The following is a 23059-nucleotide window of genomic DNA, read 5'->3' as shown; positions in this document are numbered from 1 at the left end:
GGCTCGCCCCTTCGGCCGCGCGGGTCCGATTACCCGCAGGCTGGCATGGAAGGGACCCCGACCGCCTCAGGATCCGCCCTAGGGCTTTCCCTAGGCGACCCCCAGCCGCCCGACGATCGGGATGCAACCACAGGATCAGGTACGGCAAGATGCCAAACCCGTGATCCTGGCCAGGAACGTCAGCAGCACCGCCCCGGCGAACGCGAGGCCGCGGGGATGCTCGACTTCCGCCCTCCCGCATGACGCGGTAAGGCGTTGTTCACGGAGATGTTCATGGAGATTTAAGCAGCGCCACCGACTGATCCCGACTGGCGGGGTACGGGAAAACCCATGCTCGGACACATCACCCGTACCCTGCACCGCATGACGGACGCGGTCGGCGCTCTCGGCGGGCGCTCCACCTGGAAATATCCGGGCCGGATCCATCTGGAGCTGCTGCGCGAGCCGGTCCTGGAGGCCGAGATCGAGAGCCGGCTGCAGGCGGTGCCGGGAGTGCGGTGGGCGCGGGTCAACGTGCCGCTGGGCCGGGCGATCGTGGCGTTGGACGACCCGCCGGCCGACACCGGCGAGCTGATGAGGGCCCTGGACGAGGCGGAGGCCAAGGCCGAGTCGCGGGTGGCCGCCGAGCCGCCGCCCGGGCTGGTCCTGGCGGCGGACCTGGGCGGCATCGTGGCGACCGGCGTGGAGTGGCTCGTCCACCGCACCCCGCTGCCCGCGGAGGTCGCCGGCCTGGTGTCGCTGGTCGACAACCTGCCGCGGCTACGGGATGCGATCGACGACGCGATCCCCCTGCCCGCGCTGAGGACGTGGCTGCCCGTGGCGAGCGCCGCCGTGAAGGGACTGGCGCCCGGCCTGACGGGGCTGGTGGTCGACACGACCCAGCGTCTGGTGCAACTGAGGGAGAACCACGCCGCGGACAGCGCGTGGCAGGCGGTGCACGAGCGGCTGACCGGGACGCCGGAGCAGGCCGCGGCCTCGGCGGTGCCCGCGGAGCGGCCCGTCCCGCTGCCGCCCGGCCCCGCCGACCGGTACGCCGACCAACTGCTCGCCGGTGCGCCGGCGGGCGGCGTGGTCGGCGCGCTGATGAGCATGAACGCGCGGCGCGGTCTGCAGACGGCGATGATCTGCACGCCCAAGCCGGCGTTCGCGGGACGTGAGACGTTCGCCGCCGAGCTCGGCTTCGTGTTGTCGCGCCGGGGCGTGGTGGTCGCCGACCGTGCGGCACTGCGGCGGCTGGACCGGATCGACACCGTGGTGTTCGACGAGGACGTCCTGCTGTCGCCGCGCAGCGCGATCGGCCAGGTACGGCCCGCGTCCGGCGCCGACCACGAGGAGATCGCCACGTGGCTGTACCGGCTGTTCGACCCCGACCGGCCGGCGGCCGCGCAGGAGGAGGGGCCGTGGCGGCTGCGAGCCCGCGGCCGGCGGCTCACCCTGACCCGCGACGGCGAGAAGCAGGCGACCGCCGAGACGGTGCGGCAGCGTTCACCCGACGCGGAGGCCGCCGTCGCCGCCGCGCACAAGAGCGGGCTGAACGTGATCGTGCGGCCCGGTGTGGACGCGGACCAGGTGCGGGAGTTGCAGGCGGGCGGGGCGGCGGTGCTGCTGGTCTCCTCCTCCCCCCAGGCCCTGGCCCAGGCCGACTGCGGAGCCGGGGTCACCGCGGACGCGCAGAACGGCCGCAAAGCCCCCAGTCCTCCACCGTGGGGGGCCCATCTGTTGCTCGACGACGATCTGCGGCCCCTGGTCGCGCTGATCGCCGCCATCCCGGCGGCACGCGAGGTGTCCGTCGGCGGGGTGCGGCTGGCCCGCGGCGGCACCGGCGTGGGTGCCCTGTTCGCGCTCACCTCCCCCGCCGCGAGCTCGGCGGGCAACGCCCTGACCGCGCTCCACATCGCGACCTGCCTGTCGATGGCGCACGGCGCCTGGCGCGCCTGGCGTACCACGCTGACGCCCGCCCTCACCCCGGCCGACCCGCGGCCGTGGCACGCGATGCCGGTCGAGACGGTGCTGCGCGAGCTGGACACCGGCCCCGGCGGGCTGAGCGAGGCCGAGGCCGCCCGCCGGCGGACGCCGCTCGCCGCCAAGGGCCGGCGGCTGTCGTTGCTCCGCGAGACGGCGGCGGAGCTGGCCAACCCGTTCACGCCGGTGCTCGCGGCCGGCGCGGTGGGCTCGGCCGCGGTGGGCTCGCTCGTGGACGCCGCGCTGGTGTCCAGCGTGATGGGGCTGTCGGCGCTGGCCGGCGGCGTGCAGCGAGTGGCCACCGCCCGGACGCTGGCCGAGCTGGCCCGGCACGTACGCGTGCACGCCCGCGTGCTGCGTGACGGCGCGGAACACGAGGTCGACGCCCACGACCTGGTCCCCGGCGACGTGGTGGTGCTCTCCGCGGGCCAGGTGGTGCCCGCCGACTGCCGGATCGTGGCGGCCGACGGGCTGGAGGCCGACGAGTCGGCGCTGACCGGCGAGTCCCTGCCGGTGTCCAAGAACGCCGCGCCCGTCTTCGCCAGGGACGTGGCCGAGCGGCGCTCCATGTTGTACGAGAGCACCTCGATCGCGGCGGGCAAGGTCACGGCCGTGGTGGTGGCCGTGGGCGAGGCCACGGAGACGGGCCGGGCCCTGGCCGCCGCGGAGGAGCGTGCCCCGCGCAGCGGGGTGGCCGACCGGCTGGCGCGGATCACCCGGGCCACCACGCCGATCGCGGGCGGCGCGGCGGCGGCGCTGACTCTTGCCGGCCTGGCGCGCGGCCGGCCCCTGCGCCAGACGCTCGCCGAAGGCGTCAACCTCGCCGTGGCGGCCGTACCCGAAGGACTTCCGCTGCTGGTCAGCGCGGCCCAGCTGGCTGCCACCCGCCGCCTGTCCGCGCACGGCGTGCACGTACGCGACCCGCGGACCATCGAGGCGCTCGGCAGGGTCGAGGTGCTGTGCTTCGACAAGACGGGCACGCTCACCGCCGGTGAGATCCGCCTGACCCGCGTCTGCGACGCCCGCCGCGAGGTGCCGGTGGGGAAGCTGGGCGACCTCGCCGCGGTGCTGGCCGCCGGACAGCGCGCGACGCCCCACCGGGAGGGCAACGGCGTCCACAGCCATCTGACCGACGCGGCCGTCTCCACCGGGGCCAAGGACGCGGGAGTGAGCCGCAAGACGGGCGCGCCGGGCTGGCGCGAGCTGGCGGCGCTGCCGTTCGAGCCGTCCAGGGGATTCCACGCCACCCTCGGCCGGTCCGGCCGGACGCGGCTGCTCAGCGTCAAGGGGGCGCCCGAGATCGTGTTGCCACGCTGCTCCCGGGTGCGCGTGGACGGCGAGGACCGCCCCCTCGACGACAAGGAACGCCGCCGCATCGACGAGCGCGTGGAAAGCCTGGCCGCCTCGGGCCACCGTGTGCTGGCCGTGGCCGAACGCCGGCCCGCCGGGCTGAACGATTTCGACGACGATGACGTCACGGACCTGACCTTCGTCGGGCTGCTCGGCCTGGCCGACGTGGTGCGCCACACCGCCAGCCCGGCCGTCACCCGCCTGCGGGCGGCCGGCGTGCAGATCGTCATGATCACCGGGGATCACCCCAGCACGGCGAGCGCCATCGCCGCCGAGCTGATCGAGGCCGAGCCGCGCGTGCTCACCGGTGCCGAGCTCGACGAGCTGGACGACGCCCGGCTGGACGCGCGACTGCCGGGGATCGACGTGGTGGCCCGCTGCACGCCGGAGCAGAAGGTCCGGGTCGTGCGCTCGTTCCAGCGGCTGGGCAAGGTCGTGGCGATGACGGGTGACGGCGCGAACGACGCCGCCGGGATCCGTCTGGCCGACGTCGGCATCGCCCTGGGCGGCGTCGGCACCCCGGCGGCGCGGGCCGCCGCCGACATGGTCGTGAGCGACGACCGGCTGGAGACCATCGTCTCGGCGCTGGCCGAGGGCCGCGCCATGTGGGCCTCGGTCCGCGAGGCGCTGGCCATCCTGGTGGGCGGCAACCTGGGCGAGATCGGCTTCACCGTGGTCGGCGCGCTCACCACGGGCACCTCCCCGCTGTCGGCCCGCCAGCTGCTGCTGGTCAACCTGCTCACGGACCTGGCGCCCGCGCTGGCCATCGCGCTGCGCGCGCCCTCGCCCGAGGAGGCGGCGAACCTGCTGCAAGAGGGCCCGGAGAGCTCGCTGGGCCAGGCGCTCACGCGGGACATCGTCCGGCGTGCCGTGGTCACCTCGTTCGGCGCGGGGCTCGCCTGGACGCTGGCCACGTTCACCGGCAGGGCGGCGCGAGCGCGTACGGTCGGGCTGGTGGCCCTGGTCGGCACCCAGCTGGCCCAGACGGTGCAGACCGCGGGACGGGACCGGACCGTGCTGCTCAGCGCGCTCGGCTCGGCGGCGGCGCTGGCGGCGATCGTCCAGACGCCCGGGGTCAGCCACTTCTTCGGCTCGACGCCGCTCGGCCCGGTGGCGTGGCCGATCGCGCTCTTCGCGGTGGCCGCGGCGCTGGTCTTCGACAAGGTCGCCGAGCGTCCGTTGAACACCATCATGGACAGGTTCATGCAGAAGTAGCGCCACCGAGCTCGGCGGGGCGGCCGGTCAGGCCTCGATGCCCGCCCGGAGCAGGGTCCACACACGTGCGGCGGTCTCGCGCCGGCGGGGGGCCGGGGTCTTGGCGAGCACGCCGGCGAGCATGCCGATGGCCAGGACCAGGTCGTCGGCCGTGAGGTCCGCGCGGAAGCCGCCGGCCTTCCCGGGGTCGGCGAGCAGTCCGGCCAGCAGGTCCGCCACGCGCGTACGCAGGCCGAGTATGCGGGTGTCGAGGTCCACCGGGGCCGCGCTCACCATCTCGATGAACGCCGTCGAGGCGACGGTCTGCTCGGTCATCCGGGTCAGCACGTCGGCCAGGGTCGTGCCGGGCTCGGCCGCCAGCGCCTCCAGCTCGGCGACGCCCTCCTCGAACACGGCCATCGCGAGGCTGACCCGGTCGGGAAAGTGCCGGTAGAGGCTGCCCTGCCCGACCCCGGCGGCGCGGGCGACCATGCTGAGCGGCGCGTTGAACCCGGCGCCCGCGAAGACCTCACGGGCCGCAGCGATCAGCGCCGCCCGGTTCTCCGCGGCGGCGCTCGGGCCCCTGTTCGGTTTACGCGACTCCTGCACGGTGGGTATCGTAACAACCGGACAGAGTTGTCCGGTTGCTGTCGGGGGCATCCTGGCCATGGCCGGGATCATGTCGTTCACCTGCGCCGCCGGCGGCTCGCTGACCGGAAGAAGGAGCTCTCGAGCGATCGTCCCCGTGCACGGCGGCCGGTCCGCCGCCTGCCTCACCGACCCAAGGAGACCCACGTGAATGTGATCCAGGATCACCCCTTCCTCACCCTGGAGCCCCCGCCCACCGGGGAGTCGCACGCCGCTGTCCTTGAGTCCGCCAGTGTGCGGCCGGCCGGCGCGATCGCCCTGGGCGAGCGGCCTTGAGCGACGTGCTGATCGTGGGCGCCTCCGCCGGCGGCCTCGCCGTCGCGGAGGCGCTGCGCCGCAAGGGCCATCAGGGCGGCATCACGCTGCTGGGCGCCGAACCGCACCCGCCGTACGACCGGCCGCCGCTGTCCAAGCAGATCCTGGCGGGCGCCTGGGAACGCGAGCGGGCGCACCTGCGGCCGGAGAGCGAGCTGGCCAAGCTGGACGCCGCCTTCGTCCTCGGGGACGCCGCCGTCCGGCTGGACACCGCGGCGCGCGAGGTCGTCACCGCCTCAGGCCGGGCGTTCCGCGCGCAGGCCGTCGTGCTGGCCACCGGCCTGACCGCGGCCCGGCTGCCGGGCCAGGACGGACTGGCCGGCGTACACGTGCTGCGGACGCTCGACGACGCGCTCGCGCTGCGTGCCGCCCTGCTCGCCGGGCCGCGGCTGGTGGTCGTGGGCGAGGGCGTGCTCGGGGCCGAGGTGGCCGCCACCGCGCGCGGCATGGGGCTCGACGTCACCCTCGCCGGGATGGGGCCCGCCGTCATGGCCGCCCAGCTCGGCGATCCGGTGTCCACGCTGCTCACCCGGCTGCACGCCGAGCGCGGGGTCCGCCTGCGGCTGGGCGTCGCGGTCGCGGAGCTGACCGGCTCCGGCGGGCACGTCACGGGCGTGCGGCTGACCTCCGGCGAGTTGCTGCCCGCCGACACGGTCGTGGTGGCCACGGGCTCCCGCCCGGCCACCGGGTGGCTCGAGGGCAGCGGGCTGACCGTCGGGGACGGCGTCGAGTGCGACTCCCGCTGCCGCGCCGCGGACGGCGTGTACGCCGTGGGCGACCTCGCCTCCTGGCACCACGAGACGCTCGGCCGCCGGCTGCGGCTGGAGAACCGGACCAACGCCGTCGACCAGGCCCAGATCGTGGCCGCCAACATCCTCGGCGACGACCGGCCGTACATCCCGGTCCCGTACTTCTGGACCGACCAGTACGACGTCAAGATCCAGGCCCACGGGCTCCCGCACCCTGACGCCGACGTGGAGGTGATCGAGGGCGACCCGGAGCAGAACCGCTTCGTCGCCCTCTACCGCCGGAGCGGCGCGGTCACCGGCGTCCTGGGCTGGAACATGGCCAAGGCCGCCCGCCTGCACCGGCAGCGCGTGGCCGAGGCCATGCAGGCGCGGCCCGTACCGTGAACGAGCAGGCCGCCGCCCCCGGCGGCGGCCTACTCGTCCGTCCGGGCGGGGACGCCGGCGGTTCCGGCGGCGATTCCGCGCCCCGGTCCCCTGCCTCCCGACAACATGCATGGTGCATGTGATGTGTATCATGCATGTTGTCGGGAGGGCTGTTCTGACCTCCGACGGGAGGCTTTCGTGCGCAAAGAGATCGCCGACATCGAGCTCGAGCTCATGCTCATCGGGCGCTACAAGGAGCTGGCGACCGCCGGAGGGCCCGCGGAGCTTCGGCTCGAACGCAGCAGTTACATCCTGCTCAGGCGGCTGGAGGCCGAGGGGCCGATGTCGATCGGCCAGCTCGCGCAGGCGTTCTCCCTCGACACGTCCACCGTCAACCGGCAGACGGCCGTCCTGCTGCGTGGCGGGCTCGCCGAGCGCATCCCCGATCCCGAGGGCGGCATGGCGCGCAAGCTCCGCATCACGGAGGAAGGGCTGCGGCGGGTGGCGGCCGAGCGCGACTACCGACTCGACGGGCTGGCCACGGTGCTGCAGGACTGGAGCCCGCAGGAGCTCACGTCGTTCGCCGAGGGCCTGGCACACTTCAACGCCAGCATCGAGCGCTGACCGGCCGGCCGCCGGCGGCGCCGTGAGGGGACGGTCAGGCGGGGGCCGGTCCGATGGGGACGTGGAGGGTGAAGCCGTACAGGCCGGCGTCGCCCGCCGCGTACAGGCGGGTGCCGTCCGGGGACCAGGCGCAGCCCCTGAGCAAGGCGCCGAGACGGAGGCCGGCCATGGGACGGCGGGCCGGGACGTCCCACACCTGCAGGGTCGAATCGTAGGCCGCGGCCAGTAACGTGCCGGACGGGCTGTAGGCGAGCCCGGCCGTGTAGTTGGCGGACCCCATGAGGGTGGCGACCCGCCGCCCCCGGCCGTCCCACTGGCGGATGGCTCCTGAGGCGAGGACGACGGCCGTCCGCGACCCGTCGGGCGAGGCGGCCACTCCCCGGACCGTGGCCCCCAGCCGCCGGACGCGGCCGGTCTGGCGGCCCTGTCTCGTCCACCGCTGGACAGCCGTCGTGGAGGCGGCGACCAAGGTGCGGCTGTCACCGGAGACGGCCAGGAATCGCACCGGCCCGGCTTCGGGACGCAGCCGGCCGATCTCGCCGCCGTCGCCGGACCACAGGCCGATCGTGCCTTCCTCGCCGCAGGTGGCGAACCAGCTCCCGTCGGGCGCGACGGCCAGCGCGTACGGCCGGGAGTGGTGGGTCCGCAGCCTCCGGCGTACGGTCCCGTCGCCGTCGATGAGCCACAGCCGGTCGTGATCGTCCCAGGCGGCGAGCCACGAATCGCAGGCGGCCACGCTCGTGACGCCGGACATCCCCGGAACGGTACGCAGCGGGTTCCCGGCGTCGTCCCAGTAGGTCAGCTCGGCGCCCGCCGTGACCACGCTGCCGCCGGGCGCCACGGCCGGTGACGTCTGCACCCCGCGCGGCGACCGGTCGTCGAGTCTGGGCAGCTCCTCATGGGTCCAGATGCGGGCGGTGCCGTCCGCGCTCACCGAGGCCAGCCACGTGCCGTCCGGGCTGATGGCCACGTCAGCGACCGAGTCCTCGTGGCCGGCGAGCCGTTCGATCGCGGGCCGGTCCAGCCGGGCCACCAGCACGTCGTCGTGGACTCCGGTGGCGAGCCAGCCGCCGTCGGTCGCCACCGTGAGCCGGGCGTACAGCGAGTCCTCGATCGGGACCTTCTCCAGGAGCCGCCCGTCGGGGCTGTACAGCGTCCCGTCGTTGGTCATGAGCGCGTCGCGGGTGGGGTGGGCGGCCACCATGGTCATCAGCTTCTCGTGCGGGAAGCGCGCCCGCGCGGTGCCGTCGGCGTTCCAGACCTGGATGTGGCCGTCGACGACGTGGGCCAGCCAGGAGCCGTCGGCGGCGATGGCGAGCGTGGACAGCGACACGTCGCCGGAGTCCCCCTCCACCCTCCACAGCCGGCGCCCCCGCCTGCTCCAGGCGGTCACTCCCCCGAACAGGTCGAGCGTGGCCAGCCAGGCGCCGTCGGGCGCGATGGCCACGTCGTGCCCTGCCCCGAACCCGGCGGCGAGCTCCCGCAGCCGCTCGCCGCCGGCCGACCAGAGGCAGACGGTGCCGTCGCTGCCTCCCGTGGCCAGCCAGGTGCCGTCGGGCGCGATGGCGACCCGGTTGACCTGGCCCAGGTGCCCTTCCAGCACGCCTCGTACGGTGCCGTCGCGGTTCCACAGCCGGACCGGGCCGTCCTGGCCGGCCGTGGCGAGCCAGGCGCCGTCCGGGCTGATCGCGACGCTGGTCGCCTCCCCCTCGTGCGCCGCCAGCGTCGCCCGCAGGGTGGGATGGGGCAGATCGGGCGGCGTCCACAGGCACTCCAGCCAGGGCCGTCCCAGATCATCCAGGAGGCCGCGCAGCTGATCAGCGGTCTTCTGCAGGTGGTGGAGCCGGCAGGCGAGGGTGGCGATGACGGTCACGTCGGTGTACGGCGGCCGGCCGAGCAGGTGCAGGCTCTGGGAGAGGGTCCGGCGCAGCAGCTCGGCCTCGTCCGTGCCGGCTCTGGCCAGCTCGCGCAGGACCGGCTCCGGTCCGGCCTGCAGGAGCCTGGTGGCCAGCCACGATCCCCGGCAGACCAGCTCTTCCAGGTCGCCGCCGGCCGCCTCCAGATGGTCGGCGAACCACTCGAAGAAGTACACGAGCGCCTCGTCGGACCAGCCGTCGCCCTCCGGAGGGCCGATCTCCACGATCGCCAGGTCGGCCCGCTTCGCGCGGGCCGGGCCCATGGCCGCGCGGATGTGGTCGCGTACGACGCCGGGCATCAGGATGGCGTCCCGGTCGGGCGCGCGGGACAACAGGCCGAGCGTGGCCAGCTCGGCCAGCAGGCTTTCGCTCTCCGCCCGCGTCAGGCCCGCCGTCTCCCACCACAGGCGGGCGGTCAGTTCGAGCGGGATCGGCCGGGTCCCTTTGAACGCACCCAGCTCGAGCAGGCGTTCCCTGGTCCTGGGGGCGAGTGTCCCGGCCAGCCCGGAGCCGAGGACCTGGTTCACGGCCCGCGCCCGGCCGCGGGGATCCGTCAGGTCGACCGGCTCGTCGGGGGCGGCGTCGAGCGACCGCATCAAGGTCCGCAGCAGGGGCCAGCCCTGGCTCCCGCCGGCGTTCGCGGGCAGTTCGAACACGTGGCCGGCCGGCGGCGCCTGGCCGCCGGTCACCAGCACCACGGCCTTGTCCGCGGCCACCCGCATGATGAGCTCCGCCGCCTCGGGCCGTACGTCGTCGAGCACGACCAGCCGGCGTACCGGCCTCATCCACCGCGGCACGGCCAGCGCGAGGATGTCCCGGGCCCTGATCTCGGGATCCAGCCTCAGGCGAGTGGTCACGCGGTGCCTGAGCAGGTGCACCGGATCGTCGCCCAGGCTCACCCACTCGATCCCGTCGCGGAAGTGTTCCCGCACTTCCGGCCGCCTGCAGGCGGCCGCGGCCAGCGTGGTGGTGCCGAAGCCCTCAGCGCCCGCCACCTCGGGCACGAGCGTGACGATCAGGTGTTTGCCCGAGACGAGCGCCGCGACCAGATCCTCGAGCATGTCCGCACGATGCAACCTGCGCCCCCTTGATCCCCCTGGATCCCCCTGTGCACCGCTGAACGTCAGACCGGAGGGGAAAGTTTCGCCCCGTGCGTGCCGGGTGCGGGCTGATCGCTTCGCTCCCTCTTACACCCAGCCTCTTATGGTGACGCGCCGCATCTTATGGTGACGTGTCGCCTCTTGTAGTGAGGCGTCAGACGCCACCCGAGCCAACCGGTTGACGCCGGCTCTCGGCGTACGACCTCAGCCGCATCAGGTCCTGCCGGAGTTTGCGAGCCGGGTTCGCGCCGAGCAGCCGCGCCACGGCGTGCCCGGCGGCGCCCGCCACCGGGTTGTAGGCGAGCCGCACCTGGACGCGGGTCCCGCCGTCGTCCTGCTCGGCCAGGCGCAGCGCGCCGGTGTGGGCGATGAGCTCACCCTCGGCCGACTGCCACGCGATCTCCCTGCCCTCCTCGCGCCCGGTCTCGGTGGCGTCGAACCTGATCGGCGTCCCCGCGGGCCCGCTGATCGTCCAGTGCGAGGTGCGGCCGTCGGCGGAGCGGCGTACCTCGAGCACGTCCGGCATGAAGCGGGGGAAGACCGAGTAGTCGCTCACCAGTGCCCACACGGTCGCGACGGGCGCGTCGATCGAGATGCCCTCGGTGATGTCGACCGCATGCCGGCCGGCGTTGAGCCCGGTCAGGCGCCGCACCGGCAGGTTCGTCGCCACGCGGGCGGCCAGCAGCGCGCCGGCGGCGCGGATGGCCCAGGCGACCGGCCGGGGCAGCCCGCCCGGGAGCGCCAGCAGGCCGGCGGCGGCCGCGCCGGCCAGGAACCTGGCGGTCGGCGACCACTGCTGCTGCAACAGCTCGGGCACCGGCTCGCGGCGCCTGCCCGGGCCCTGGAGCCGCGGGGACTCCGCCGCGTCATCGTGGACGACCCAGCCCCCTTCGACGTGCTTGACGCCCGGGATGCGGCGGATGGCCCGCCGAGCCCGCTCCTCCTCGGCGGCGAGCACGGCGCCCGTGAGCGTCACGTGCCGGTCCTGGACGTGAACCTCCACCGCGTGCGGGTGGCTGACGTGGCGGCCCAGCTCGGCTCGTACGCGCTCGTACAGGATCCGGTCGTCGGCCGAGCGGCCGGCGACGCGGTAGCGCACCGCCGCGGCCGAACCCCTGCTGCGGTTGGTCAGGTCCCGGCTGAGGACGCCCAGGCCGTCGCGCAGCTCGTGCCGCGCGTGCGCCGCCTTGTCGCGGCCCTTGGCCCGGCGCGAGCGTCCCCGCGCCGGGTCGAACAGGTACGCGATCGCGGCTCCGGCGCAGAAGCCCAACCCGGCCGCTACCGCTTCCTCCGCCAGATGTGTTTGCCGCTCTCCGGCTGTCATGTCCGCATTTTTCGCGCGCATAGCGATCTACCCCTCGTCATCGCCTTCGAGCAGGTCGGCTACCCGTCGCCCTCGCCCCCTAACGGCTCGCCACCTGCTCCGCCTTCTCCTCGCGGGATCGGCGCGGACTCGGCCATGGGATGGGGCGCTCGCCTCGCCACCGCCCTAGTCACCCGCTGCCGTCGTGAGCCCCGCGGGAAAATGCCTCGCGGAAGGCCTGGGCCTTGGCTAGATTCGCAGCCAGTGAGCCAGTCAGCAGGCGTCCAGGGACCCCTCGAGATCGCGTGCGACGAGTCGGGGGCGGAGGGCGAGAAGCTCGTCGGCGGCAACACCGACGTGTTCGCGCATGCCAGCGTGCTGATGGACCTCGCCGCGGCCGAGGAGTGCATACGGGAGCTGCGGGCCCGTGCGCCGTCCCCCGCGACCCAGTACAAGGCCGGGCACATCCTGCGGGAGAAGCACCGGGCGGCGCTGCGGTGGCTGCTGAGCCCGTCGGGTCCGGTGCTCGGCCATGTCCACGTCTACCTGACCGACAAGACGTTCCTGGTCGTCGGCAAGGTCGTCGGCTTGACGACCGAGGAGGCCGCGCAGGGGCCGGGACTGAACCTGAGCCCCGAGGCCAGGGACATGGCCGTCGCGCTCTACCGTGAGGGGCCGCGCGCGTTCGGGGCGGGCCGGTGGGCGGCCTTCCTGGACGCGTTCAACTACCTGCTGCGCGCCAAGAACGGCCAGGGCATCGCCGTCACCGTGGACGACGTCTTCCTCCTGGTGGACGAGCTGCGGCGGGCGGGCGGCCGGGCCGGCGAGATCATGGAGCTGCTGTGGGCGGCCAGGCCGCGCGTGGCGGCATTCCGCGCCCGCCTGCTGGCCGATCTCCAGGCGTTCCCGTCGCTCGACCCGCTCATCCCGGGCATTCGCCAGGCCGTCGGCCACTGGGGCCGCGGCGGCCGGTCCGTCTCCGTGGTCCACGACCGCCAGACGACGCTGACCGACGAGCGGATCGCCGAGCTGCGGCGGCTCCTGCCCGGCCTGGCGGGGGTGCGGCTCGTGGAGTCGTACCTGGACGCCCGGGTCCAGGTGGCCGACGTGCTGGCCGGGGCGGCCCGCAAGCTCGCCTCCGACGAGCTGAACGGCCGCGGCGACCCCGCGCTCACCGCGCTGCTCCGCCCGTACGTGGACGAGGATTCGATCTGGGGCGAGGACCGGAGCTGGGCCCTGCTCAATCCCCCAGACGCGGTCATGAGCTGGTAAAGCACCCACCCCCGCCCGAATCCACACAAAGCGTGACGTTAGAGTGACGAAGTGTGAACGACTCGAAGCGTGTGGAAATAGCCTGGCCCGCCCTCGGCATCACGGTGGGCGCCGAACTCGACCAGCGCAACCCGGCCCTGGCCCAGTGCTTCTGGGACGCGTTGCCGTACCGCAGCCTGCAAGGCCATGCCCTGGTCGCGGGCAATCACCTCTACCACGTCGCACCGGTCCATTCGCTGCTGCACACACCCGCGGCGTACCGCGTGGACCGGCGCACCGTCCCTGACGGGACCCTGTTCTGCTCGCGGCTCCAGCATCTCGGCATCAAGTACGGCGAGCTGACCGAACCCATGACCGCCACGCCGATCGGCCAAGTGGTCCCGGAGGACCTGGACGCCCTGGTCGAAGCCGGCCACGAGGTGTGGCGGTCCGTCTACACCACCAAGGAGCCGGTCATCGCCGAGGTGCGCAGGGTCGGCGGGCCTGGCGGCCACGTGCTGCCCCGCCTGCCCGTCGGCGATCCGCAACTCAACGACCTGATCGGCGACGTGCACGCCGAGACCGAGCGCATCTGGCTCGACCCGCCGCGCGAGCTGGTCGACCTGCACGCGGGCCGGATCCCGTCACGGGCCGGCAGCTACGAAACGGTCCTGACCACGCTGCTGTTCGTCAACGGCGAGACCCGCCCGCTCGGCTACAGCTGCTACGGCGGCCTGGTGCGCGCCGCCCTGGACGGCATGCCGCTGCCGTGGCTGCGCCAGATGACGCATCAGCTCGCCCACACCCCGGCGGAGTTCCTCGGCTACTGCGGCCTGGACACGCTGTGGGGCTTCACCAGGCGGCTCATGGACGGTCTTGAGCGCCTCAACAGCCACACCGACTTCATCTCGGCGATGGCGCACATGGCGCTCTACTGCAACTGCCTCGGCGGGTGGAACCTGCACCTGTTCCCGTGGCAGGCCGGGGACGACCTACGCCGCGTGGAGGCGGCGGTATGAGCGGGCGACCAAATCACCACAGTCGCCTGTCGCTCGTGCGACCGACGAAGGAGGGCGCATGAGCGACACTCGTGTGGCGGTGATCGGCGGCGGCGTGATCGGGCTGTCGATCGCCTTCCACCTGGCGGAGGCCGGGGTCGAGACCACGCTGCTGGAACGCGGCGCGCTCGGCTCCGGCGCCTCGCGCGCCACCGCCGACGTGGTCCGCTCGTACTTCGCCGGCAACGCCGTCAGCTCGGCGCTGGCCGTGCGCAGCCTCGACGCCTACCGCGCCTTCCCGGCCAGGCCGGGCGCCGACCTGCCTCTGACGCAGGTCGGCTACCTGGTGCTGTTCAGCGAGCCCGAGCAGGTGACGGCCTTCGAGGCAGACCTGCCCGCCCAGCTCGACGCCGGCGTGGACGTGGGACTGATCAGCGTGGAGGAGGCCAGGGAGCACAATCCGCTCATCGGTGACCTGCCACTGCTGGCCGCCGCGTACTCGCCGCAGGCCTACGTCTCCGACACCACCGCCATCGTCAACGCCTACGCCGACGCCGCCGAGCGGGCGGGCGCCACGCTCCGTACCAGCTGCCCGGTCACCGGGCTCGACGCACAGGGCGGCCGCGTCTTCACGGCCGACGGCGAGCTCACCGCCGACGCGATCGTGTGCGCCGCCGGCGCCTGGTCGGCCTCGCTCGTGCGCTGCGCGGGCGTGGACATGCCGCTGATCGAGCCGATCGAACAGGAGCTGCTGGTCACCGACCCGCTGCCGCCCGGCACGCCGGACATCCCGTGCACCCTGCACGCCGCCAGCGGCCTGCTGGTACGGGTGCGCGGCGACCGGCTGCTCATCGGCATGGGCTACCCGGGCCCCGACAGGGAGGCCTGGCGGCGCGGCGTGGCGGCCCAGCTGGCGGTGACGTACCCGAGCCTGGCCGAACTGGCCCTGCACACGGCCGTCACCGGCCTGCGGGACGCCAGCCCCGACAAGACGGCCTTCATCGGGCACCTGCCGGGGCCTCCGGCGTTCCTGTACGCGACCGGGTTCTCCGGCCACGGCCTGTGCAACGCGCCGGCCGCCGGCGAGCTGGTCCGCGACCTCTACCTCGACCAGGACCCCGGCATCGACGTGACCGCGTTCGCGGTCGGCCGGCAACGGACGGGATGACCCATGACCGAGCTGATCCGCTTCATCATCGACCCGGCGACCCGCGACCTGCACGCCGACAACGAGCGGCTGCGCGAGGCGGGGCCGCTCGTGCCCGTGACGGCCGAGGGCGTGGACGCCTGGGCCGCCACCCGGTACGCGACCCTGCTCACCGTGCTGACCCATCCGGACATGACCCGGGAGATCCAGTACTGGGACCCGATGGAACGCGACAACGCCCCGCCGGGGACCGCGATCACCCGCATCGTCACCGACATCTCCATGCTGAACGCCGACGGCGAGGACCACCGGCGGCTCCGCGCCCCGCTGGCCGCCGGGTTCACCCCGCGCCGGATCGAGCAGCTGCGGCCCAAGATCGCCGCGATCACCGCCGAGCTGATCGACCGGCTCGCGGAGCTGCCGCCGGACGAGCCGGTGGACCTGCGCCGGGACTTCGCCTACCCGCTGCCGCGCGAGGTCATCTCCGAGATGATCGGCATCCCGCGCGAGCACCAGGACCGGCTGCACGAGCTCACCGACGCGGTGGCGCAGGTCAGCAGCGACCTCGAGGACGGCCCGGAGGTACGCGGCGCCCTGCACGCGCTGCTCCACCGGATCATCGAGGAGCGCCGGCGCACGCCCGGCGAGGACCTGATCACCGACCTGATCACGCTGCGCGAGAAGGACGGCGGCCGGCTGTCGGAGTCGGAGCTGTTCGCCACCATCGACCTGCTGTTCATCGCCGGGCACGTCACCACCGTCAACCTCATCACCAACGCCATCGGCGCCCTGCTCAACGTGCCGGGGCAGCTCGATCTGCTGCGCTCGGGCCAGTGCCCGTTCAGCGCGGCCGTGGAGGAGACGCTGCGCTGGGATTCGCCGATCGCCTACTTCCCGTTCCGGTACGCCAAGCGCGACGTCGAGATCGACGGCGTGCACCTGCGGGCCGGGGAGCCGGTGCTGGCCTGTTTCGCCTCGTCGGGGCGGGACCCGGACCAGTACGGGCCCGACGCGGACCGCTTCGACATCAGCGACCCGCCGGCCTCGCACCTGGCGTTCGGGCACGGCCCGCACTTCTGCCTGGGCGCGCCGCTGGCCAGGGTCGAGGCGGAAGTGGCGTTGAAGGCGCTGTTCACGGCGTTCCCCGGCATCAGGGCCGCGGCCCCGCCCGAGGAACTGCGCCCGCTGGACACGCTGCTGGGCAACAGCACCCGCAGCATGCCCGTCATTCTCGGCCCGCGGGCCCGCTAGCTCGCGCGCCGGACGTGGAGCGCCTCGCCGGTGCGCACGGCGAGGCCGAGCCCGTTCAGCGCCCGGGTGCTCGGCCTCGCCCTCCCGCGTGCTCGCCGACCGCCACCATCTCGTCGAACAGCGGCGCGTCGCAGGCATCGCGCAGGGCCTGCTCGGAGCCGAAGTGGTGGCGCACCAGGCCGAGCGAGACGCCGATATTCTTACGTCGTGTCCGCCCCTATGCGCCTCGCCACCACCATCCGCCCCTACGCCTGGGGGTCGGTGACCGCTCTGCCGGAGCTCTTCGGGACCGAGCCGACCGGGCAGCCCCAGGCCGAGCTCTGGATGGGCGCCCACCCGGGCTCCCCGTCGACCGTCGGCGGCGTCCCGCTCGGCGAGCTCATCGCGGCCGACCCCGCCGGCACGCTCGGTGAGGCGTCCGCCGCCCGCTTCGGCCCCGCCCTGCCCTATCTGCTCAAGGTCCTCGCGGTCGCGCGGCCACTGTCGCTGCAGGTCCACCCCACCACCGAGCAGGCGCGGGCCGGGTTCGCCGACGAGACGGCGCGTGGCATCGCGCTCGACGACTTCGCCCGGACGTACAAGGACGCTTCACACAAACCCGAGATGGTCTGCGCGGTCACCCCGTTCCACGGGTTGTGCGGCTTCCGCTCCCCCGCCGCCACCGCCGGCCTCCTCGACCGGCTCGGCGTGCCGGGCCTGCGCCCCTGGATCGACACGCTCATGACCGGGCCGCCCGAGGAGGCGCTGCGCGGCGTGTTCGCCGAGATGCTCGACGACGCCTCCCTGGCGCTGCGCGCGGAGGTCGAGCGGGCCCTGCTCGACGCGGACGACGCGGATCTCGCGGTCTACGCCGACCTCGCCCGCGCCTGCCCCGGCGACCGGGGCGTGGTCGCGGGGCTCCTGCTCAACCACGTGAGCCTGCGCCCCGGCGAGGCCCTCTACCTCGGCGCCGGGGTGCCGCACGCCTATCTCGGCGGCGTCGGCGTGGAGATCATGGCCAACTCCGACAACGTGCTGCGGTGCGGGCTCACCACCAAGCACGTGGACGTGCCCGAGCTGATGCGGGTCGTGGACTTCACTCCGGGCGAGCCGCACCTCGTCCGGCCGGAGCCCGTGGGGCGCGGCGCGCACCACTACCGGCCGCCCGCGCCCGAGTTCGCACTCAGCCGTCATGACCTGGACGGGGAGGGCGCGCACGAGCTGCCGGGAGGCCTGCCGCAGATCGTCGTGTGCATCGAGGGCGAGGCCGTGCTGGGCGACGCGCTGACGCTGCGGCCGGGAGAGTCCGCCTTCATTCCGGCGAGCGTGCCCTCGACGCCGCTCGGCGGCAAGGGCACCGCTTACCGCGCGCTTCCCGGGGCCGCCGCCTAGGGCGACGGTCCCGGGGCTCGCCGCACTGAGCGGCTCTGCCCGCGGGCACGCCCGGGCTTCCGCCGGCCGACCCGCGGGCGGGGTCAGCGGAGCCTGCGGAGCTTGAGCACGTTGTCCGTCCGGATGCAGGGGCTGCCGTCGGGGGCGGCCTGGGCGCGCTCGAACTCCTCGCTCAGCAGCACCTCCCACTCCCCCTCCGCGAGGTCCAGCGCGTCGAGGACCTCCTGCGGCGTGGGGAAGTGCAGGTCGGCGGGTGGGGTGTGCTCCCAGGACGGCCAGCCCGCGTGCCCTGCGACCAGCAACACCCCGCCGGGCGCGACGGCCGCGGCGGCGGCGCGCAGGACCTTCTCTCTCGGCAGCTCGGCGGGCGAGTGCAGATACTGCGCGGAGACCAGATCGTAGACGCCCTCCGGGAAGGACGTGCCCAGGTCGTGGCGCTGCCAGTCGATGCGGCCGGCGACCTCCGCGGCGTTGGCGTGCCCAGCGGCGTGCTCTGCGGCGCGGGCGAGTGCCACGCGGGAGATGTCGACGGCCGTGACCTGCCAGCCGCGGCCGGCGAGCCAAATGGCGTCGGCTCCCTCCCCGCAGCCCAGGTCGAGCGCCCGGCCGGGGGTGAGGTCAGCGGCCTCACGGACAAGAGCGACGTTCGGGTTGCCGCTCCAGATCTGCGCCTTCTCGGCATAGCGGGCGTCCCAGAACTCCTCCGGGGAGTCGGGAACCCAGCCGGACGCCCCATGCCGTCCCTGGGACTCACCGTGATGATGCGAGCCGGCGCCGGGCGTGGCGCGGGCGCGGCGGGCCTCGACGGCGCGGCGGGTCTCCTCGGCGATCAGGTCGGCGTTGATGGCCGCCGCCACCCGTACGGCCCCCGCGGCCGCGACGATGACCTGTTCCGTCACGTTGGCCGCGTTCCCCACCACCCAGACGCCGGGCACGTTCGTCGCGCCCATCGCGTCGGCCGGGATGCGGGTGCCGATCACGTGCCCGGCCATCTCCTGATCCTCGCTCTCCAGCCCGAGCCCGGCGAGCAGGTCCGTGCGGGCGGTCAGGCGGGTGGCGACGGCGAGCGCCCTGCAGGCCACCACCGTGCCGTCGGCGAGCCGCACTCCGGCGAGCCCGTCCCCGGTCACCTCCAGTCCGGCCACGGGGCCCTCCACCACCGTGACGTCCCTGGCGGCCAGCTGCTCGCGCTGCTCCGCGCCGAGCTCGGGCCCGGTGTGCAGGAAGAGGGTCACATCGTGACTCCACTGCCGCCACAGCAGCGCCTGGTGCACGGCCAGCGGCCCGGTGGCCAGCACGCCGATGGCCTGGTCGCGTACCTCCCAGCCGTGGCAGTACGGGCAGTGCAGCACGTCGCGCCCGAACCGCTCGGCCAGACCGGGCACGTCGGGCAGCTCGTCGACCAGGCCGGTGGCCAGCAGCAGCCGGTCCGCCACGACCGCCGACCCGTCGTCCAGCACCACCCGGAAGCCGTCGGCGCCGCGCTCGGCGGCCACGACGGTGCCGGTCACGATCTCGCCGCCGTACCCGATGACCTCCTCGCGTCCGGCGGCCAGCAACTCGTGCGGCGGTGTTCCCTCGCGAGTCAGGTACGTGTGCACGCCCGCCGCCGGGGCGTTGCGCGGCTCGCCCGCGTCGATCACCAGCACCTTGCGGCGCGCCCGGCCGAGGGTGAGCGCCCCGCTCAGCCCTGCGGCCCCGCCGCCCACGACCACCACGTCGTACTTCGTGTCCACAGCGCGACTCCTCTCCATCCATCCGATGCGCCACTGTGCGTCGTCTGCTGCTCGTTTGACAAATATCGTTGCCGTAATGGCAAAGTGGCCGCATGGACCTCGAGACCACACTCCAGTCGGTGGGGCCGCGGCTGCGGGCGCTGCGCCAAGAGCGCGGCGCGACGCTGGCACAGCTGTCCAAGAGCACCGGCATCTCCGTCAGCACCCTGTCACGCCTGGAGTCCGGGCAGCGCAAGCCGACCCTGGAACTGCTGCTCCAACTCGCCCGCGCCCACCAGGTCCAGCTCGACGAGCTGATCGACGTGCCGGTGACCGGCGACCCGCGCGTGCACCTGCGGCCGTTCAAACGCAACGGCACGACGTTCATCCCACTGAGCCGGCGGGCCGGCGGGCCGCTGGCGTACAAGCAGATCTATCCGCCGCACTGGCCGGGCTACGAGCCGGAGCAGCAGATCCACGAGGGCTACGAGTGGCTGTACGTCCTGTCGGGGCGGCTGCGGCTGCTGCTCGGCACGCATGACGTGGTGCTGAAGCCGGGCGAGGCCGCGGAGTTCGACACGCGCACGCCGCACGCCTTCGTCAACCCGGACGACGAGCCGGCCGAGGTCTTGGGGTTGTTCGGGCTGCAGGGCGAGCGCATGCACGTCAGGGCCCGCCCCGCCGCCGCCGCCAAATAATTCTCCTGCCGCCCGGGCGGCTCACGCGGCGGAGCGGTCCCACCCCGTACCGGCGGCTGACCGGGACGGCTCGATGCCGCGGGCGAGCGGCGAGTACGGCGGCTGCTCGGTTCTGAACCGCTGCAACTCGCGCCGCTCGGCCATGTGGCGGCTCGCCGGCGAGCGACTTGCGCGATGGTCCGCGGCCGGCTTCGGATTCGTCCTACTCTCAGCAGGACGCGATCCTCACCCCCAGGAGGCCCCGCATGAGACCACGCATCGAGCGCGCCCTGCCGTTGCTGATCGCGTTCGGGCTGGCGGTCGCGGGCTGCGGCGGCCGGCCCCCACAGGAGACGCCTGCCGTGACGGCCTCCCCGCCGCCGACCGCCCCGCCGCCCACGCTGCCGGAGACCTCGCCACCACCCGGTACGACAGCGCCGCCCAGCACGACGGCGCCGCCCGGCAGTGAGGAGCGGCTGGTCGCCGGCCACTACCAGCCGCTGTGGCCGTTCGCCACGCTGGCCGAGGCGCAGGAGTGGCAGCGTGCCCACCGGGCGGACGGCCGCGGCGCCTGGCATCTGGACCCGGCCCGTACCGCGCTCGCCTTCACCCGCGACCATCTCGGCTTCAAAGAGATCGACCGGGCCGTGAAGACCGTGCGCGAGGGGCGGCACGCGCGCGTGCACGTCGGCTACCGCGCCGAGGAGGGGCCGCGGCCGCTGGTCGCCGCCGTCGTCCACCTGGTCAGATACGGCTCCGGCCAGGACGCGCCATGGGAGGTGGTCGGCACCGACGACACCTCGCTCACGCTGACCATCCCCAAGTACGGCGCCGCGGTCGTCTCGCCGCTGACGGTCGGCGGGCGCGTCACGGGCGTGGACGAGAGCATCAGAATCCAGGTACGCGGGACGTCCGTCCTGGGCGAGCAGTGCTGCCTGCCCGCCGGCGGCGAGAACACGCCCTGGTCGGGCCGGGTCTCGTTCACCCCGGCGCCGGGCCGGACGCTGACCATCGTGGCCTCGACCGGCGGCCATGTCGCCGAGGTGGAGCGTTTCGCGGTGACAGGCGTGACCATGGCACGGTAAGTCCAGAAGCCGCATGCTCGCCTCCTTCCACGAGCTCCACCCGCCCGTGGAGATCTCGCTCGTGGAGACCGCGCCGGACACGCTCGTCGACGGTCTCCAGACCGTCCGGTACCATCTCGGCCTGCTCGGGCTCGGCGCTGAGCTGCCGCGCGGCGTGGCGGGGCAGGTCGTCGGGGACCAGGCGCTCGTGGCGGCCGTACACCGGGATCACGAGCCGGCGGCGCGCGGGCTCGGCAGGGGGATCCCGCCAGTCGGACGCGCCGAGGAGTCCGGCCGCGCGGGCATTGCCCGGCCACGCCCGGCGCCGAATCCCGGACCTCGGCTGATAATTTACGAACCGCGATTCATTAACCGGGGAGGGAGGCCGTCATGGGCAGGCCGCGTACGACCAGCGACGAGGCGATACTCCAGGCGGCCGCCCGCGCGATCGGGCGGCACGGCCCGCAGGGCCTCACGCTCGCCGCCGTCGCCCAGGAGGCCGGGGTGTCGCCCGCCACGCTGGTGCAGCGGTTCGGGTCCAAGCGAGGGCTGCTGCTGGCGCTCGCCGGCCACTCCGCCGAGACCGTACGCGAGCCGTTTTTGCGGGCCCGCGAGGCGCACGACTCGCCGCTGGCCGCCCTGCACGCCGCCGTCGCCGAGTTGTCGGCGGGCGTGTCGACGCCGGAGGAGCTGGCCAACAGCCTCGCCTTCCTGCAGCTCGACCTGACCGACCCGGAGTTCCGCGCCCACGCCGCCGAGCACGCCCGCCGCACCCGGGACGAGATCGCGGGCCTGCTGGCCGACGCGGTGGCGGCGGGCGAGCTGACGGCTCGCGCGGACGCCGGGCGGCTGGCCAAGGCGGTCCAGATCACCTACAACGGCGTGCTCATCCTGTGGGCGCTGACCGGCGACGGCCCGCTCGGGGCCGCGATGCGCGACGCCCTCGACGAGACGTTACGGCCACACCTGCCACGCTGACGGGCGAAAACCTCGTGGACGCCCACCAAAGCCCGCGGCGGCAAGGGATGATCGGACTGCTGACGACCCATCAAGCATCGAGGTGCCATGAGCAGCCAAGTGGAAGACACTTCACCTGACAGCGGGTCGCTGGCCGAACTCGCCAAGAAGCACGGGCTCCGCCCCGCCATCGCGCGCCCGCGCTTCCGCGTCTACCTGCGCCAGCTGTGGGAGCGGCGGCACTTCATCCTGACGTACGCCACCTCGCGCAATGTCTCGAAATACTCCGGCTCGGCTCTGGGCCAGCTGTGGCAGGTCATCACGCCCCTGCTGAACGCGGCGATCTACTACGTGATGTTCGGCCTCATCCTGGGCGGCAGCAAGAACATCCCCAACTACCCCGCCTTCCTCCTGACGGGCATGTTCGTCTTCACGTACACGCAGCGGACGGTCACCGCGGGGGCCAAGTCGATCTCCGGGAACCTGTCGCTGATCCGGGCCCTGCACTTCCCGCGGGCCTCGCTGCCGCTGGCGTACACGATCCAGGAGCTGCAGCAGCTGGTCATCTCCATGGGCGTGCTCCTCGTCATCGTGGTCATCACCGGGGAGCTCCCCACGTGGTTGTGGCTCATGATCCCGGTGGTGCTGGTGCTACAGACGATGTTCAACATCGGGGCGGGCCTCATCATGGCCAGGCTGGGGGCGTCGATGCGCGACCTCAACCAGTTGCTGCCGTTCATCATGCGCACCTGGTTGTACGCGTCCGGCGTCTTCTTCGCCATCCACGACAAGGTCGTCAACAGCGCCGGGTTGCCCGAGTGGGTGGCCACCGCCATGTACCTCAACCCGGCCGCCTCCTACATCGAGTGGATGCGCGACCTGCTCATCGGCAGCCACACCCCGCCGCGGATGGTGTGGGTGTCGTGCCTGTGCTGGGCGGTCTTCGCGCTCTTCGCCGGCTTCTGGTACTTCTGGCGCGCCGAGGACCGGTACGGCCGGGGGTGACGGCGACCGGCCTGGACCGGCCGCCGTCCGTGGCGGCCGGCACGAGCCGCCGGTGATGGCCGCTGTCACAAGCCGCCGGTGATGGCGGCCGTCACGAGC

The 23059-nt window shown here is 73.7% G+C and carries 18 protein-coding genes and 1 pseudogene; 14 read left to right on the top strand and 5 right to left on the bottom strand.

The window, feature by feature from the left end:
• Positions 1-363: 363 nt before the first annotated feature.
• Positions 364-4527: an HAD-IC family P-type ATPase gene (locus ETD86_RS01360; RefSeq protein ID WP_138664217.1), complete on the top strand. Its 4164-nt coding sequence runs from the start codon at positions 364-366 to the stop codon at positions 4525-4527.
• A gap of 27 nt (positions 4528-4554) precedes the next feature.
• Here ETD86_RS01360 and ETD86_RS01355 read toward each other — a convergent pair whose 3' ends face one another.
• Positions 4555-5115, bottom strand: a complete 561-nt coding sequence (locus ETD86_RS01355) for a TetR/AcrR family transcriptional regulator (RefSeq protein WP_211369748.1) — start codon at positions 5113-5115, stop codon at positions 4555-4557.
• Positions 5116-5301: 186 nt separating this feature from the next.
• Here ETD86_RS01355 and ETD86_RS58940 point away from each other — a divergent pair, with 186 nt between their 5' ends.
• The 3 genes from ETD86_RS58940 to ETD86_RS01345 all read left to right on the top strand — a co-directional run bounded on the left by ETD86_RS58940 (position 5302) and on the right by ETD86_RS01345 (position 7205).
• Complete coding sequence (locus ETD86_RS58940) at positions 5302-5430, top strand: hypothetical protein (protein ID WP_281286853.1); 129 nt, start codon at positions 5302-5304, stop codon at positions 5428-5430.
• Positions 5431-5435: 5 nt separating this feature from the next.
• Complete coding sequence (locus ETD86_RS01350; protein WP_246147504.1) at positions 5436-6602, top strand: NAD(P)/FAD-dependent oxidoreductase; 1167 nt, start codon at positions 5436-5438, stop codon at positions 6600-6602.
• A 177-nt stretch (positions 6603-6779) separates the two neighbouring features.
• Positions 6780-7205 carry a MarR family winged helix-turn-helix transcriptional regulator gene (locus tag ETD86_RS01345; protein WP_211369746.1) on the top strand — a complete coding sequence of 142 codons (426 nt, stop codon included), beginning with the start codon at positions 6780-6782 and terminating at the stop codon, positions 7203-7205.
• Positions 7206-7239: 34 nt separating this feature from the next.
• Here ETD86_RS01345 and ETD86_RS01340 read toward each other — a convergent pair whose 3' ends face one another.
• Together ETD86_RS01340 and ETD86_RS01335 are read right to left on the bottom strand one after the other, a co-directional pair.
• On the bottom strand, positions 7240-10182 hold the full coding sequence (locus tag ETD86_RS01340; RefSeq protein ID WP_138664215.1) for an NB-ARC domain-containing protein: 2943 nt from the start codon (positions 10180-10182) through the stop codon (positions 7240-7242).
• Positions 10183-10375: 193 nt separating this feature from the next.
• Complete coding sequence (locus ETD86_RS01335) at positions 10376-11545, bottom strand: SRPBCC family protein (RefSeq protein ID WP_170222817.1); 1170 nt, start codon at positions 11543-11545, stop codon at positions 10376-10378.
• Between the two features lie 243 nt (positions 11546-11788).
• Here ETD86_RS01335 and ETD86_RS01330 point away from each other — a divergent pair, with 243 nt between their 5' ends.
• The 5 genes from ETD86_RS01330 to manA all read left to right on the top strand — a co-directional run bounded on the left by ETD86_RS01330 (position 11789) and on the right by manA (position 17542).
• A complete protein-coding gene (locus ETD86_RS01330; protein WP_138664213.1) occupies positions 11789-12796 on the top strand; it encodes a hypothetical protein in 1008 nt (335 codons plus the stop codon).
• A gap of 53 nt (positions 12797-12849) precedes the next feature.
• Positions 12850-13794, top strand: coding sequence for a cucumopine synthase-related protein (locus ETD86_RS01325; RefSeq protein WP_138664212.1), 945 nt, complete (start codon positions 12850-12852; stop codon positions 13792-13794).
• Positions 13795-13852: 58 nt separating this feature from the next.
• Complete coding sequence (locus ETD86_RS01320; protein WP_138664211.1) at positions 13853-14941, top strand: NAD(P)/FAD-dependent oxidoreductase; 1089 nt, start codon at positions 13853-13855, stop codon at positions 14939-14941.
• Positions 14942-14944: 3 nt separating this feature from the next.
• The gene (locus tag ETD86_RS01315; RefSeq protein ID WP_138664210.1) at positions 14945-16171 is read left to right on the top strand and encodes a cytochrome P450 family protein; all 1227 of its coding nucleotides are present in this window, start codon (positions 14945-14947) and stop codon (positions 16169-16171) included.
• Between the two features lie 207 nt (positions 16172-16378).
• Positions 16379-17542 carry a mannose-6-phosphate isomerase, class I gene (gene manA / locus ETD86_RS01305; RefSeq protein ID WP_246147487.1) on the top strand — a complete coding sequence of 388 codons (1164 nt, stop codon included), beginning with the start codon at positions 16379-16381 and terminating at the stop codon, positions 17540-17542.
• Positions 17543-17625: 83 nt separating this feature from the next.
• On the opposite strand, the gene ETD86_RS01300 is transcribed toward manA, so the two are convergent.
• Positions 17626-19278 (bottom strand): FAD-dependent oxidoreductase, encoded by a 1653-nt coding sequence (locus ETD86_RS01300; RefSeq protein WP_246147486.1) that lies wholly within the window; start codon positions 19276-19278, stop codon positions 17626-17628.
• A gap of 92 nt (positions 19279-19370) precedes the next feature.
• Here ETD86_RS01300 and ETD86_RS01295 point away from each other — a divergent pair, with 92 nt between their 5' ends.
• The gene (locus ETD86_RS01295; protein ID WP_138664208.1) at positions 19371-19955 is read left to right on the top strand and encodes a helix-turn-helix domain-containing protein; all 585 of its coding nucleotides are present in this window, start codon (positions 19371-19373) and stop codon (positions 19953-19955) included.
• A gap of 21 nt (positions 19956-19976) precedes the next feature.
• Here ETD86_RS01295 and ETD86_RS58935 read toward each other — a convergent pair whose 3' ends face one another.
• The gene (locus tag ETD86_RS58935; RefSeq protein ID WP_281286852.1) at positions 19977-20099 is read right to left on the bottom strand and encodes a hypothetical protein; all 123 of its coding nucleotides are present in this window, start codon (positions 20097-20099) and stop codon (positions 19977-19979) included.
• Between the two features lie 101 nt (positions 20100-20200).
• Here ETD86_RS58935 and ETD86_RS01285 point away from each other — a divergent pair, with 101 nt between their 5' ends.
• From ETD86_RS01285 to ETD86_RS01270, 4 genes and pseudogenes are all read left to right on the top strand, one after another.
• Positions 20201-21019 (top strand): hypothetical protein, encoded by an 819-nt coding sequence (locus ETD86_RS01285; protein ID WP_211369745.1) that lies wholly within the window; start codon positions 20201-20203, stop codon positions 21017-21019.
• Positions 21020-21032: 13 nt separating this feature from the next.
• Positions 21033-21230: pseudogene (locus ETD86_RS59875) on the top strand (LysR substrate-binding domain-containing protein); the annotation flags it as partial.
• 158 nt (positions 21231-21388) lie between these two features.
• The gene (locus ETD86_RS01275) at positions 21389-21976 is read left to right on the top strand and encodes a TetR/AcrR family transcriptional regulator (protein WP_138664207.1); all 588 of its coding nucleotides are present in this window, start codon (positions 21389-21391) and stop codon (positions 21974-21976) included.
• 87 nt (positions 21977-22063) lie between these two features.
• The gene (locus ETD86_RS01270) at positions 22064-22960 is read left to right on the top strand and encodes an ABC transporter permease (protein ID WP_138664206.1); all 897 of its coding nucleotides are present in this window, start codon (positions 22064-22066) and stop codon (positions 22958-22960) included.
• Positions 22961-23059: the final 99 nt, after the last annotated feature.

Origin of the sequence: Nonomuraea turkmeniaca, from assembly GCF_005889735.1 — a bacterium.
In the GTDB taxonomy this organism is placed as follows: Bacteria; Actinomycetota; Actinomycetes; order Streptosporangiales; family Streptosporangiaceae; genus Nonomuraea; species Nonomuraea turkmeniaca.
Note: the sequence above shows the minus strand (reverse complement) of the source record. Positions and strands in the feature narration are given on the sequence as shown.